General features: G+C 37.2%; 13 protein-coding genes. 12 read left to right on the top strand and 1 reads right to left on the bottom strand.

What is annotated here, in order from left to right:
- The first annotated feature begins 74 nt into the window (after positions 1-74).
- From D8M05_RS17170 to D8M05_RS17150, 5 genes are all read left to right on the top strand, one after another.
- Positions 75-491: a PH domain-containing protein gene (locus tag D8M05_RS17170; RefSeq protein ID WP_121134009.1), complete on the top strand. Its 417-nt coding sequence runs from the start codon at positions 75-77 to the stop codon at positions 489-491.
- Between the two features lie 8 nt (positions 492-499).
- A complete protein-coding gene (gene cysK, locus D8M05_RS17165; protein WP_121134007.1) occupies positions 500-1414 on the top strand; it encodes a cysteine synthase A in 915 nt (304 codons plus the stop codon).
- Positions 1415-1425: 11 nt separating this feature from the next.
- A complete protein-coding gene (locus tag D8M05_RS17160; RefSeq protein WP_379543414.1) occupies positions 1426-2097 on the top strand; it encodes a DNA alkylation repair protein in 672 nt (223 codons plus the stop codon).
- A 126-nt stretch (positions 2098-2223) separates the two neighbouring features.
- The gene (locus D8M05_RS17155) at positions 2224-2553 is read left to right on the top strand and encodes a YolD-like family protein (protein ID WP_121134005.1); all 330 of its coding nucleotides are present in this window, start codon (positions 2224-2226) and stop codon (positions 2551-2553) included.
- 229 nt (positions 2554-2782) lie between these two features.
- Complete coding sequence (locus D8M05_RS17150; RefSeq protein ID WP_121134003.1) at positions 2783-3217, top strand: S1 domain-containing RNA-binding protein; 435 nt, start codon at positions 2783-2785, stop codon at positions 3215-3217.
- A 77-nt stretch (positions 3218-3294) separates the two neighbouring features.
- On the opposite strand, the gene D8M05_RS17145 is transcribed toward D8M05_RS17150, so the two are convergent.
- Complete coding sequence (locus tag D8M05_RS17145) at positions 3295-3693, bottom strand: CHRD domain-containing protein (protein ID WP_121134001.1); 399 nt, start codon at positions 3691-3693, stop codon at positions 3295-3297.
- A 251-nt stretch (positions 3694-3944) separates the two neighbouring features.
- Between D8M05_RS17145 and D8M05_RS17140 the strand changes: the two genes are divergently transcribed.
- The 7 genes from D8M05_RS17140 to ltrA all read left to right on the top strand — a co-directional run bounded on the left by D8M05_RS17140 (position 3945) and on the right by ltrA (position 13771).
- Positions 3945-4628: a GntR family transcriptional regulator gene (locus D8M05_RS17140; protein ID WP_121134000.1), complete on the top strand. Its 684-nt coding sequence runs from the start codon at positions 3945-3947 to the stop codon at positions 4626-4628.
- 151 nt (positions 4629-4779) lie between these two features.
- Positions 4780-5841, top strand: a complete 1062-nt coding sequence (locus D8M05_RS17135) for a tartrate dehydrogenase (protein ID WP_121133998.1) — start codon at positions 4780-4782, stop codon at positions 5839-5841.
- Between the two features lie 118 nt (positions 5842-5959).
- Complete coding sequence (locus D8M05_RS17130) at positions 5960-7297, top strand: 2-hydroxycarboxylate transporter family protein (protein ID WP_121133996.1); 1338 nt, start codon at positions 5960-5962, stop codon at positions 7295-7297.
- A 114-nt stretch (positions 7298-7411) separates the two neighbouring features.
- A complete protein-coding gene (locus D8M05_RS17125; RefSeq protein ID WP_121133995.1) occupies positions 7412-8557 on the top strand; it encodes a glycerate kinase in 1146 nt (381 codons plus the stop codon).
- A 30-nt stretch (positions 8558-8587) separates the two neighbouring features.
- Complete coding sequence (locus tag D8M05_RS17120; RefSeq protein WP_121133993.1) at positions 8588-9775, top strand: mandelate racemase/muconate lactonizing enzyme family protein; 1188 nt, start codon at positions 8588-8590, stop codon at positions 9773-9775.
- Positions 9776-10323: 548 nt separating this feature from the next.
- Positions 10324-11133, top strand: coding sequence for a nucleotidyltransferase domain-containing protein (locus D8M05_RS17115; RefSeq protein ID WP_121133991.1), 810 nt, complete (start codon positions 10324-10326; stop codon positions 11131-11133).
- An 841-nt stretch (positions 11134-11974) separates the two neighbouring features.
- Positions 11975-13771 carry a group II intron reverse transcriptase/maturase gene (gene ltrA / locus D8M05_RS17110; protein ID WP_121133989.1) on the top strand — a complete coding sequence of 599 codons (1797 nt, stop codon included), beginning with the start codon at positions 11975-11977 and terminating at the stop codon, positions 13769-13771.
- Positions 13772-14036 lie beyond the last annotated feature (265 nt).

Genomic DNA, 14036 nt, shown 5'->3' with positions numbered 1-14036 from the left:
GAAGTAAATAATGGAAATAGATAAAAAATAGCTATATAATTGGGATTATTATTAATGATGGAGGAATAAAACATATGTATTTCCCTTCCAAACGAGATAAATGGATCTCTCTTATCGTATGGGGCATTGTGCTCTTGGGCGTTGGTGTGCCACTAATAAAAGGACAAGTTATTACACTTTTTGTCATGCTCGTTGTCGGAGTATTTTTACTATGGTTTTGGTTTAGAACAGGGTACTTGATAGAGGATCATCATATTAAAGTTCGCTACGGACCAATCAAACAAACCGTACATATACAAGATATTCAACAAGTTGTAAAATCAAAGCTACCCTTTAGTTCACCAGCATTATCGTTGGAAAGAATTCAAATTAACTGTGCGAGTAAATACGATCAAGTAACGATTTCACCTGAGAACCAACAGGTATTCATTGAAAAATTGCTGGAAATCAATCCAGATATTGCGATAGATAATCGTTTAGTTAGAAAGTAGGGAATAGAATGCGAGTAGTTGATAATATATCTGATCTAATCGGAGAAACACCAATAGTCAGACTAAATAAAGTTGTACCAGATGATGCAGCAGAAGTCTATGTGAAATTAGAAATGTTTAATCCGAGTAAAAGTGTAAAAGATCGTGCAGCATTTAATATGATTGTAAAAGCGGAAGAAGAGGGGCTCATTAAACCAGGTGATACAATTATTGAACCGACGAGCGGAAACACTGGTATTGGGCTTGCGATGAATGCGGCTGCTAGAGGGTATAAGGCAATTTTAGTTATGCCTGATAATAGCACGATGGAGAGGAGAAGTATTTTAAAGGCGTATGGTGCGGAAATCATATTAACACCGAGTGAAGAAAAAATGCCTGGATGTATTAAAAAGGCATTGGAATTACAGGAGAAGATTCCAGGTAGTTTTATCCCACAGCAGTTTGAAAATACAGCTAATCCAGATATTCATCGTACAACAACAGCGCTCGAGATATTGGAGCAGATGGATGGGGATTTGGATGCTTTCGTCTGTACTGCGGGTACTGGTGGTACGGTTACTGGGACGGGTGAGACGTTAAAAGAATCACTATCCAATTTGCATATTGCTGTTGTGGAGCCAAAAGGGTCCCCCGTCTTATCGGGCGGGCAACCAGGGAAACATAAGCTTGTCGGTACAAGTCCAGGGTTTGTTCCATCGATTTTAAACACGAATGTATATGATGAAATTATCCAGATAGCGGATGATGATGCACTGTCGATGTTGCGTTTGTTAGCACGGACAGAAGGTGTGTTTATAGGTCCCTCGGGTGCTGCTGCTGTATATGCAGCGATAGAAGTAGCAAAACACCTAGGTAAAGGCAGAAAAGTAGTTTGCTTAGCTCCAGACACGGGTGAGCGCTACTTGAGTATGAATTTGTTTTGATGGGGAAGCGTGTGCTGGATTATGTAGAAATTCTTGTTGCATTGTTTGAAGAAAATCGAAACGCGAAAAATGCGATTTCAATGGATAAGTATATGCGAAATCAGTTTCCCTTCATTGGTATGAAGACACCGAAAAGAAGGGAATTAATGAGGCAGTTCTATCAGGAAACAGAAATTTTAAAGGAGCCTTTGCAGCCTGATTTCGTGTTAGCTTTATGGAAGAAAGATGAGCGGGAATTTCAAAACGCTGCACTGGATTATCTGGACCGAATGAACAAGAAGTTAAGTAAAGAACATTTACCATTAATGGAGACGTTAATTACGACGAAATCTTGGTGGGACACGGTGGATACACTTGCTACAAAATCCGTCGGAAAAATAGCAAAAGAGCAACCAGAAGTAGTTGCTGAGACGATTGAAGGTTGGGCATATTGTGATGTATTGTGGTTACAGCGTACTGCCATCTTATTTCAGTTAAAGTATAAAGAACATACAGACGAGAAGTTATTGTACCGGTATATCTTGCATCATGCAACAAGTAACGAGTTTTTCATCCAAAAGGCGATTGGTTGGGCATTAAGAGAATATTCAAAGACCAATCCAGAATCTGTGAAGTACTTTATCAGAAATAATGAACTAGCCAAGCTAAGTATTCGAGAAGGCATGAAGCACATACGCCATTAAGAGGTGCCTGTCACTGTTCGGTTTTCGATAAATATCGATATATCCGTGTGGTGCTCGTCACCCCCTTGATAATTTTTCTCTTCCATGCTAAAATTGGAACGAATGTTCTAACCTGAGAGGTAAGTGATGGATTTGGTGAATGACAGAGGAACAAAAAAATGGACGGCCATGATGATGCCAGAGCATATTCATTTGTTGAATCAGATGTGGAAAGAAAAAGAATACAAAGAAAAGCCTAATTTAGATATGCAGCAATTAAATGAGATGAATTCGAAGTTACAATTAGCAATTCATAACAATCTAACGGTTGAGATAAAATATTATGAAGCCTATGATTTCCATATGATACAAGGTAAGCTGGAGAAAATCGACATTGTAAATAAATATATCGTGTTAGAAAATAGTGAACGTAAAAAAATTTTATTTGATCAAATTATTGACGTAATGATTGATTAACAAGGCTGTTTTCGTAATGTTTGTTGCTTTTTATGCTTTGTACAACAATTTATTAGGAAATGCCATTAACAAAAACATATCGTAGTGGTTTCACCCCCAGATAAAAGCAAAAAATTACAAATTACAGGTGTATTTTACAAACAATGCCTATCACGTAGAGGATAGCTATTGATATTCTTCGCTATTCTTGGTACAATTAACTCGATAATATTTGAGGGGGAACTTTTTTTTGTCAATTGAAATTGGTAGTAAAGTTAAAGGTAAAGTAACAGGTATCACTAATTTTGGAGCATTTGTAGAATTGCCAGAAGGCAAAACAGGTCTTGTGCATATCAGTGAAGTTGCTGATAGCTATGTGAAAGATGTTAATGATCATCTTAAGCTAGGCGATGAAGTCGAAGTAAAAGTAATTAGTGAGAAGGAAGGTAAAATTGCCTTATCCATTAAAAAGGCGATTGATCGACCTGAAGGATATTCCCAGCGCCCACGCCAGGGTAGGGATACCAGGAAATCTAAGGACTTTCGTTCAAAAGGTAATTTCAAACCAAAGGAAAGTTTTGAAGATAAAATTGCTAGTTTCTTAAAGGCTAGTGAGGAAAACTTATCTACCCTTAAACGCAGTACCGAATCAAAACGAGGCGGTAGAGGCGGTAGACGCGGATAATTAATAGGAATCACATAGATAAAAGGCAAGCCACGCTAATCGTGCTTGCCTTTTTGCGTTTTAATAAAAGGAAATCGTTAATATCTAATTTGTCCTCGAATCTCTCCATTAGGATACATTTTCGTATGAACATTTACATAAGTCTTGCCGGACATCATCAAATCAACGAAATCAGTTATACTCTTTCCTTTTAATGGGCCAACAAAATCAGCCTCTCGAATAAGTCCTTCTAAACCGTCGTTGTATTCGTCTGAATTGATTTCTAACAATTTTACTACAGTTGGACCTGAAATACGTCTACTTCCTAACTCAATATTTGCTTCTTTCATCGCGTGGACAGTGACATCAAGCCTGAAACGAATATTTTTTTCTCTTTTATTTATGTGAAATAAAGCAGTACCATCAGCATCTGTATGAACTGGTGGAGCTTCCTGGCTACCTGCTAACTCAGCCATAAAGAATTGGTCCTCATACATGATTATCCTCCTTTTTCGTTTTGTATATGTTATTGAGAAGAATATAGGCTTGCTTGTACTACTATCATAAAGCAGCCAAAATTGGCTATTATCCCGATATCGTATGTGATTTTACGGAAAACGAATTATCAAAACACAATTGGTTTTATTAAATCTAACTATTTGATTGAAAAATTCTTAATGCCTCTATATAGTGGGAGAAGAGGGTATTAACATTACAGGATGAGATATAGAGAAATGAGGTTATAACAATGAAGGGGTTATCATTAGAGAAGCAAGAACCATATTACATACAGTTTTATCACATGATTAAAAAGATGATTTTTGATGGGAAATACCTACCTGGAGAAAGAATTAATGAAACCCAGTTAGCGAAGGAATTTAATGTAAGTAAGAGCCCGATACGTGAAGCCGTTCGATTGTTAGAAAAAGAAGGGTTATTAGTAATAGAAAACGGTAAAGTCGTTGTATACAAGCCTACATTAAAAGATGTTGAGGAGATTTACTACTGTCGAATGGCTCTTGAATCATTTGCGGTAAAGCTAGTTACAAAGCTTGCAAGTGATTCGGAATTAGAAGAAATTCAACAGACATTACAAGCAACGGAAGAAGCTATCAAAGCAAAGAAAGATTCGAATACGATTATAAACTTGAATGAACAGTTTCATCGTTTCATTCTTACTTTCACAAAAAATGATCGCCTGCAAAAACAGGTCAATGATTTAAAGGGACTAATCAACTATTTTCGGGTATTGAATTTTAAAGGTGAACGACGAGCGGAGGAAATATTGGAACAACATCGTGGTATTTATACGTTGATCAAACAAAGAGAAGAGGAAAAAGCAGCGAATGAGATGATTAAACATTTGGAACTTGACGTAGCGCATTTACTTCAAGTTATCGCTAATAACGATACATTTCTAACGAATCGATAAAAATAAGCTAGATTCCCGTATTGGAAGTCTAGCTTATTTTTTTTATAAATAAAGTATTGCTAAGAAACTGAAAATATTGTATTATATGAAATAGTTAGACGGTCGACTAACGACTGTGTTGAAAAATACATATATTTAGGGGGTATTACAGATGAAAACATTAAAAATCGCAACAATACCTGGAGATGGAATTGGAACAGAGGTTGTTCCTGCAGCCATCGAAGTTTTGAAAACGGTATCAGAAATTCATGGTGGTTTATCCTTTGCCTTTACAGACTTTCCTTATAGCTGTGAATATTACTTAGAACATGGCGTAATGATGCCTGATGAAGGACTTGAAAAACTTAAAGACTTTGATTCTATCTTTTTAGGTGCAGTTGGGAACGTTAAACTTGTTCCAGATCATATTTCTTTATGGGGGCTCTTAATTAAGATTCGCCGTGAATTTGAACAGGTTATTAACATTCGACCTGCGAAAGTTATTCCTGGTGTGAGATCACCACTCGTTCATCCGAAAGACTTCGATTTAATCGTTGTACGCGAAAATAGTGAAGGTGAGTATAGTGAGGTTGGTGGAAGGATCTATCAAGGGGAAGATGAACTAGCCATTCAAAATAGCATCTTTTCTAGAAAAGGTTCAGAACGGGCGATGCGTTATGCATTTGAATTAGCGTCCAAACGGAAGAAACATGTAACAAGTGCAACGAAGTCAAATGGGATTGTTCATTCGATGCCATTCTGGGATGAGGTCTTTAAAGAGGTAGCAAAAGACTATCCTGCAATTTCAACTGACTCACAACATATTGATGCATTAGCAGCATTCTTCGTTACACATCCAGAACGATTTGATGTTATTGTGGCAAGTAATTTGTTTGGTGATGTACTTACTGATATTGGTGCTGCAATAATGGGGAGTGTGGGAATTGCACCCGCAGCAAATATTAATGTCAACGGGAAATATCCTTCCATGTTTGAACCAGTTCATGGCTCGGCACCTGACATCATTGGAAAAGGAATTGCCAACCCAATTGGTCAAATATGGACAGCAAAAATGATGTTAGACCATTTTGATGAAACAGAACTTGGCACGCTATTATTGGATGTGGTTGAAAGTGTATCAAACGACGGTATCTTAACACCTGACATCGGAGGAAAACATTCAACAAAAGAAGTGACAGACGAGATTATCAATCGCTTAAAACAAAGGGCATAGTTATAGAATGGGAGAAAAAGTGATATGAATCTATCCGATACGGATAGATTCATATAAAAAACCACGATTGCAAACGCTTACTGATAAATGATTTCAATTTAACAAAAGGGGTGTTAACATGGGTCAGCCGAAACAGGAAAATATTGTAGAAAATCAAGCATTACATTCAAAGTCTAAGTTTCAAATTGCGGGTATTCAGGGACCAATTTATTTAGCGATATTAGTTGTTTTACTGATAGGAATTTACATGGAAATCCTTCCAGTAAACTTCGCTAGTGGTTTAATTGTCACAATGGCCTTTGGGCTTTTCTTAATGTGGGTGGGGGATCAGATTCCAGTTTTTAATACATTTGGTGGTGGTCCAATCCTTTGTATTCTAATTCCAGCCTTGTTCCTATACTGGGGTATTTTACCAGAAAGTGTCGGTGCTCTAACAGATACGTTTTATAACGATATCGGCTTTTCTGATTTTGCTGTAACAGGGATTATTGTTGGTAGTATTTTAAGTATGGATCGCAAAATGCTGATGAAAATTGGTGTTCGCTTCTTTGTTCCGCTTTTAGGTGCGATTGTGTCTGCATTGGTTATTGGCGGATTAGTAGGGCAATTAATCGGATTTGGATTTAGAGAAACCATTTTCTTCGTTGTTGGCCCCATAATGGGTGGTGGAATGGCGGCAGGTGCTGTTCCAATGGCTGAAATCTTTTCATCTGCAGGTGGTGGTGATGCTGGAGCAATATTAGCCCAAATTGCACCAGCTGTAATGGTTGGTAATATGGTTTGTATTTTAGTGGCAGGAGCATTAAATGGACTCGGTAAGCGAAAAAACAGACCAAAAAAATTCTCTGGTGATGGGGAGATGCTACGGACGAATGGTCAAAATGTTAATATGAAGAGCAATCAATCATCATATCCTTTTACTGTAAATAGTTTAATTATTGGAATTATCGTAGCTACTACCATTTTCGTATTCGGTAAAGTTCTTGCTGAATTAATTCCACAATTTCATTCTTATGTTTGGATCATATTAGGTGCAGCGGCATTGAAGATATTTAATGTTTTACCATCTTATATCGAAAAAGCTGCTGAAGACTGGTATGATTTAATTACGAAAGCATGGGTTCCTGCGATTTTGGTTGCAATTAGTGCAGGAATGATTGATTTCACAAGTGTAATCGAAATTGTAACAAACCCAAGTTATATTAGTTTAACAGTACTTACTGTAATTGTTGCTACATTAGCTGCTGGATTCTTCGGTTTATTGGTTGGATTCTATTTCGTTGAATCTTCCATTGCTGCAGGGCTGGGTATGGCGGATATGGGTGGTTCAGGAGATGTTGCAGTATTAAGTGCTGCTGGACGAATGAACTTAATGCCATTCTTACAAATTTCATCAAGAATTGGTGGAGCAATTATGTTAGTCATTCTGTCTATTATCGCTCCTTTTCTAATGTAGCACAGGGACGGTTCTCCTGCTTCCTCCGGAGAATATAAAAAAAATTGGAGTGAAAACATTGTAGGTGTTTCTGCTTACTTTGTTTTCACTATCATTGTTTAAGGAGTGTTTGTTGTGAAAGTGATCATTGCCATTGACTCTTTTAAAGGTAGTATTTCATCGATAGAAGGTAGTAATGCAATCGCTTTAGGTGTTCGAGATGTTTATAAAAATGCAGATATAATAACGTTACCATTGGCAGATGGAGGAGAAGGGACGGTTGAAGCATTAATCCATGCAACGAATGGAAAATGGATCGAAAAGGAAGTTACAGGACCACTACATAAAAAGGTAAGTGCAGGTTACGGGATTTCTGGAGATGGAAAGACAGCAATGATAGAAGTAGCTGCCGCTTGCGGTCTTCCACTTATTCCGAAAGAGAATCTGAATCCGCTTCGTGCAACAACATATGGTGTAGGCGAGCTTATTATCGATGCAATCGAAAAAGGTTGTCGTCACTTTATTATTGGTTTAGGTGGAAGTGCGACAAATGATGCTGGAGTTGGTATGTTACAGGCTTTAGGTTTCCATTTTTTAGACAGTGAAGGCAAAGAAGTCGAATTCGGTGGAAGAGCACTTCACAATATTGTGGAAATTAATCTTGAGGATGTTCACCCATTAGTAAAAGATTGTACGTTTGATGTTGCATGTGATGTGACAAATCCACTATATGGGGAAAATGGAGCAGCTTATATATATGGTCCACAAAAAGGTGCAACAGATGACATGGTCAAGGCGTTAGATGAGGGGCTCAGGCATTTTGCAAATAAAGTTTTCGAAAAACTAAATTTAGATATACACTCTAGCCCAGGTGCAGGTGCTGCAGGGGGCTTAGGTGCAGCGTTTAAAGGTTTTCTAAATGGAGAATTACAGTCAGGGGTAGAGCTTGTACTTGATGTGATTCAGATGGAAGAGAAGCTAGAGGATGTTGACTTTGTTATAACTGGTGAAGGAATGCTTGACGGTCAAACATCAATGGGGAAAGCGCCGATGGGTGTTGCCCAATTAGCTGAAAAACATCAGATTCCTGTAGTGGCATTAGCTGGTGGAGTAAACCAAGAACAATTTAAGTTAAATGAACGCGGGATGACTGCGTGTTTCTCTATTTTAACTTCGCCAATGACATTAGAAAAAGCAATGGATTCTGATAGGACCTTTAATAACTTAAGATTTACGACCAATCAATTATTCCGGTTAGTTAAGGCTAGTAGGAATAATTAATCACTAGTTATAGTATGAGGAGGGGATTTTATGAAGATAACGGATGTTAAAGTGATACCTGTAAACCGATTTTTATATGTAAAGATTTTTACTGATGAAGGGTTAGTAGGGTTAGGAGAATCTGGGGCATGGGGTTTCTTAGACGCATCAGCAGAGGCAGTGAAATCCTTTAAGACGTATTTAATCGGTAAGGATCCTTTACAAATTGAGCATCATTGGCAGTACATGTACCGTTCCTATCATTTTAGAGGTGCTGCCATCATGGGAGCAATTAGTGCAATAGATATTGCCTTATGGGATATTGCGGGTAAATGGTTTAACGTACCAACCTACACCCTACTAGGCGGAAAATGTCGGGATAAGATAAGAACATACTACCATGTGCACGGGGAGACAACAGAGGAACTTGTAGAAAACTGCGTGAAAGCAAAAGAGTTGGGGTTTAATGCGATTGGTCACTTGTCACCGTTTTTGGATGAACCGAGGAGTACCCCTTACTTTGTACCATATGCAAAAATGATAAAGGATGCTGTAGAGCGAGTTAGAATGATCCGTGAGGCAGTAGGGGATGATGTGGATCTTTGTTTAGAACTACACCGCAGATTGAAGCCCGGTGAAGCGATAGCATTTGCAAAAGCTGTTGAAAAGTATCATCCTTTCTTTTTAGAGGATCCTGTTATTCCAGATAACTTTGATTCCATGGCGCTTGTTGCAAGTAAGTCTAATGTCCCGATTGCAACTGGTGAGCGCATTCATACGATTCAAGAATTTGAAATGCTTCTATCAAGAAATGCAATGTCCTACGCAAGAACGAGTGTATGTTTATGTGGGGGAATTACAGGTACGAAGAAAATAGCCGCAATTGCTGAAGCACATGGCGTTCAAATTGTTCCACATAACCCTTTAAGCCCTGTTAGTACTGCAGCGTGTATACAAGTAGCAACTGCAATAGAAAATGTAGCAATTCTAGAACTACCTAATCATGATACGGTATCAGCAACCGAAAAGTTTACGAGTGCTCAAACAGTGAAAAACACAAGCTTTAAACAAAGTGATATGGTGACATGGGTACCTAACGTTAATGATGGGTTTATTGATGTCCCAGAACAAGTTGGGATTGGTATTGATCTAGTTGAAGGTATTGAAGGAAAATATCCATATGAGCGTAGAGAAATTTATACAAGATTGCACAAAGATGGATCAGTAGTTGACCAATAAAATATATTCATAAGTTATGGCGCCTCTTGTATATACAAAAAACCTTTGCATGTAATTTGGTAACGGGTTAGGTCTAAGATTACAAAACTTAAATAGCAATGCTTTTAGCAGTTCAATTCGCATATAAATTGTACTGCTAATTTTTATTGGTAAATCACTACTGATTATGGGAGGGAAAATGCAAAGTAACATCGTAAATAGCATCCGAATTAACAAGTAGTCGTAAATTCTTATCATTAATAAAAGTCATATGCTAAAATACTTACCAAATTATATGTTAAAACCTAAGTAATTAACAGGCTAAATAGATACTTATGTTAAAGTAAATATAGATTTTGTGAAGGATTGTACTTAAACTATAGGGCACCAGTTACTTCAATAAGTAAGGGGAGTAGTCAAAGATATGTATACTTGTCGCATGTTAATAATTTTGATATGATTAATTGGTTGTAAATGAAAGGAGCATTAGATATGTGTTGCTCATGTTGTCCAGTGGTAGATATGCAAAAGTCTCTCTAATTTAAAAAACTTAGGAGGTTATTTTGTATATGCTATTACAGGAAAAAATAATTAATATAATTAAAGAGAAATGTGAGAAAGACCCTCGTATTTCTGCATGTATGATGTATGGTTCGTTTACAAAAGGTGAAGGAGACCAATACTCGGATGTTGAGTTTTATGTCTTTTTAAAGAATACGGAAATTGGACAATTTGAATCTTCCGACTGGATTAGAGATATTGCTCCATATGATTTACTCTTTTTTAACGAATTTGGATCTGAAGTTGTCGTTTTTTCCAATTTAATTAGAGGAGAATTTCATTTTCAGCCAGAATCTGAGATTGAAGTTATTAAGACATTTAAAGACACAGGCGTTTTCCCTGACACAGAATCCATGTTTATTTACGATATAACAGGTAAATTAAAAGGATGTTTAGATTATCTAAAGGGTGAAGGACCGGAAAGAATGACAAATGAGAATGTCAATTTTGCTTTTAATAACTTTGTTAACGCATGGCTTATGGGTGTGAACGTTTTAAAAAGAGGAGAAACTGCACGTTCATCGGAATGTCTAACATATGCTCAAAAATACGTTTTACAATTGATTAGGATTCGTGAAAAAAATGTAGAACGTTGGCTAAACGCTACAAAAAACTTAGAAGCTGACCTTTCAGAAAAGGCGTATGGTGAGTATGCTTCAATTACGTCAAAATTAGATAAAGAAGAATTATATCTTGCCTATTTTAATGCACTCAATGTAGTTGAAGGGGTAGTTCTTGTACTTGATGATTATTATCAGTTTGACATTGATTTAATGTTTATAAAAAAATTAAATTCTCATTTAATTAATCATTCTTAAAATCATTTTTTGACTTGTAAAGTAGGAAGAAAAAGAAAATAAAGTGGGTATTTCAAAACATATTTTGGATACCCACTTTTTATTTTTTATAAAAGATATTATGAAAAAGTGTACTTAAACAAACGGGTGCCGTTCGACAAGTTCTGTTATAAGCGTTCTAAACGTGAAAAACAGAAGATTATCTAAGATTAATCTTAACTTTTCAACTAAGGATGGGAATGATAGAACCATGTTTCTTGAAACCATCCCGTCAATACTCCTGCATGCGTCTTGACTGACAGGTCAAGGGGTTTGAAGTACAGGTAGATTCGGCAGAACGGAGGCTGAAGCCATTCCTACGGAAAAAGGTATGCCAATGGATATGCCGCACGGCTGAAAAACTAGATAAGGTGAGAATCGTTCTACTGCAAAAGAACTGACGAATAACCGAATGTAAGGGTCTAAAGTTTGAACATAGGGAAACCTATGTACCATCCAACGATGGTGTGAGTGGTGTAAAGTAAGAATGCACCATATGAAATACGCTATACCGAACAAACGGCGGTATCCAGCTCACAGGCTTACAGGTTACACCTACGTTTTTAGAACGGATAGCTAGGTTGTAAGGGACTTGGAAAACAAGGAACGTTGCAACAGGGACTGTCATCCTAAACGGTTGCTATAAGGTAAAACGAAGTGCATTCATCCTTGTGAGGGTAGGGGCATGACTGATGAACCTCTTGTAATGAGAGTGGAGGAATAGCCCCAAGTCTAACGATATAGAATAATTATTTTCCAAAAGTGTATTGCACCGATCGGGTAGGAACGTGGGAACATCACCTCAAAGAGGAGTGATGCCACAGTGCAAGCTTTACGATATTGGGATTACTACGGCATGACAGAAACTTTTACAGATTTATATGATAAATCTTCGAAACAAGAAACCTTTTCGCATTTATACGATATTATTACATCTAGAGAAAATATCTTGTTGTCCTATCGAACCGTTAAGTCTAATAAAGGGTCAACAACAGCTGGTACAGATGGGAAAACCATAAAGGATATCAAAAAACTATCTGAAGACCAACTTGTAAAAGAAATTCAAAATAAGTTGAAACGATATCAGCCTAAAAAAGTCAGAAGGAAACTCATTGAAAAAGACAATGGTAAGTGGAGACCACTAGGAATTCCCTGCATTTTAGACCGAATTATACAGCAGTGTTTTAAACAAATTCTAGAACCTATTGCAGAAGCAAAGTTCTATAAACATAGTTATGGATTTAGACCTCTTCGGTCTACACACCATGCAATGGCAAGGGTACAATTCCTTATAAACCGAGCATCACTTCATTATGTTGTTGATATAGATATCAAGGGATTTTTTGATAATATAAATCATACTTTGTTGATTAAGCAACTATGGAACATAGGTATCCATGACCGACAGGTCCTGGCTTGCATTTCCAAAATGCTAAAGGCGGAAATTGATGGCGAAGGTAAACCTACTAAGGGCGTACCGCAAGGTGGGTTGTTATCGACCTTACTTTCTAATATTGTACTTAACGATTTAGACCATTGGGTATCTGAACAGTGGGAATTCTTCCCTCTAAACAAAGCTTACAAAACACGAGAAGGTGAGCTCTATGCAAAAAAGCGAACCAATCTAAAAGAGGGCTACTTCGTCCGCTATGCGGACGACTTTAAAATCCTTTGTCGTGATTGGAAGACTGCCCAAAAATGGTTTAATGCTGTAAGACTGTATATAAAACAACGTCTGAAACTAGATATTTCTCCAGAAAAATCACAAGTTATAAATCTACGAAAACGAGAATCAGAATTTTTAGGATTCACGATTCGTGCGAATCGAAAAGGAAAAAAGAGAGTAGCACATACAGGTATAAAAGCCAATAAAAAGCGGAAAATCAAGGTTGAAGCTAAAAAATATATTCAAAGAATTAAAGCCTCACCTACCGCTCAAAATGCGCTTCTTTTTAACAGTTTTGTTTTAGGAATTCATAATTATTTTAATCGAGCAACACATGTTAATATCGAGTTTTCACGTCTTGCCTATGAGTTGCGAGCATTTATATACAATCGTCTTAAACCTGTTGGAAAATATGAACATCCTACAAACCCACCACCAACTTACAAAAAGTTTTACAGTCTGGGTTTCAAAACATTTAAAATCTCGAACGTGTATCTATTTCCTCTTGCTAATGTGAAAACGAGAAACGCTATGAATTTCAGTCAATCTCTTACAACCTTCACAAAGGCGGGAAGAGAAAGAATACACAAAACGATTCGTTCAGAAATTCAGCAGGAGATTTCAAAATTAATGAAATCTAAACTTCCGTCACGAAGTGTCGAATATATGGATAATCGATTAAGTCGATACAGTATGAAAATGGGGAAATGTGAAATCACAGGTACTTTTCTATCTGCTAATGAGATTCACTGTCACCATTACGTCCCGTTACATCTAGGAGGAAACGACAAATTCAATAATCTTCGTATTCTCCACAAAGGGATACACCAATTAATCCATCAAACAAACACAAAGACGATTGACATACTCATTAAAGAACTTGGTATTACAGAACCAATGGTTCAGAAAATCAACCAATACCGTGAAAAGTGCGGTATGGAGCCAAGCCTTTAATCTCTAATCAATGAGTAACTAGGAACTTATAATTTAGTACATATCGATAGATGGAGCGCGGAGTGCTGGGAAACTAGCACGCTCCGTGTGGAGCAGGGGAAAAGCTGGAGATAACTTCAAACGCTTACCTATTGCTGACGTTTCTTGTGCGAAATGTTCCTAGTTTAAATGGAGGATGGCAACATTTCTCTGGTAAAGGCTAGGCAATTCCTTTTGGAATTGAAGGATTATATTGAAGAATCAAATGAAGGGGTAACGCTCCGAA

Origin of the sequence: Oceanobacillus bengalensis (genome assembly GCF_003628445.1) — a bacterium.
Taxonomy (GTDB): Bacteria; Bacillota; Bacilli; order Bacillales; family Amphibacillaceae; genus Oceanobacillus; species Oceanobacillus bengalensis.
Note: the sequence above shows the minus strand (reverse complement) of the source record. Positions and strands in the feature narration are given on the sequence as shown.

What these genes read in the sequence shown, in the direction of transcription:
- D8M05_RS17170 (WP_121134009.1), top strand. Translation starts at nt 75, where the DNA reads ATGTATTTCCCTTCCAAACGAGATAAATGGATCTCTCTTATCGTATGG.
- cysK (WP_121134007.1), top strand. Translation starts at nt 500, where the DNA reads ATGCGAGTAGTTGATAATATATCTGATCTAATCGGAGAAACACCAATA.
- D8M05_RS17155 (WP_121134005.1), top strand. Translation starts at nt 2,224, where the DNA reads ATGGATTTGGTGAATGACAGAGGAACAAAAAAATGGACGGCCATGATG.
- D8M05_RS17145 (WP_121134001.1), bottom strand. Translation starts at nt 3,693, where the DNA reads ATGTATGAGGACCAATTCTTTATGGCTGAGTTAGCAGGTAGCCAGGAA.
- D8M05_RS17140 (WP_121134000.1), top strand. Translation starts at nt 3,945, where the DNA reads ATGAAGGGGTTATCATTAGAGAAGCAAGAACCATATTACATACAGTTT.
- D8M05_RS17135 (WP_121133998.1), top strand. Translation starts at nt 4,780, where the DNA reads ATGAAAACATTAAAAATCGCAACAATACCTGGAGATGGAATTGGAACA.
- D8M05_RS17130 (WP_121133996.1), top strand. Translation starts at nt 5,960, where the DNA reads ATGGGTCAGCCGAAACAGGAAAATATTGTAGAAAATCAAGCATTACAT.
- D8M05_RS17120 (WP_121133993.1), top strand. Translation starts at nt 8,588, where the DNA reads ATGAAGATAACGGATGTTAAAGTGATACCTGTAAACCGATTTTTATAT.
- D8M05_RS17115 (WP_121133991.1), top strand. Translation starts at nt 10,324, where the DNA reads ATGCTATTACAGGAAAAAATAATTAATATAATTAAAGAGAAATGTGAG.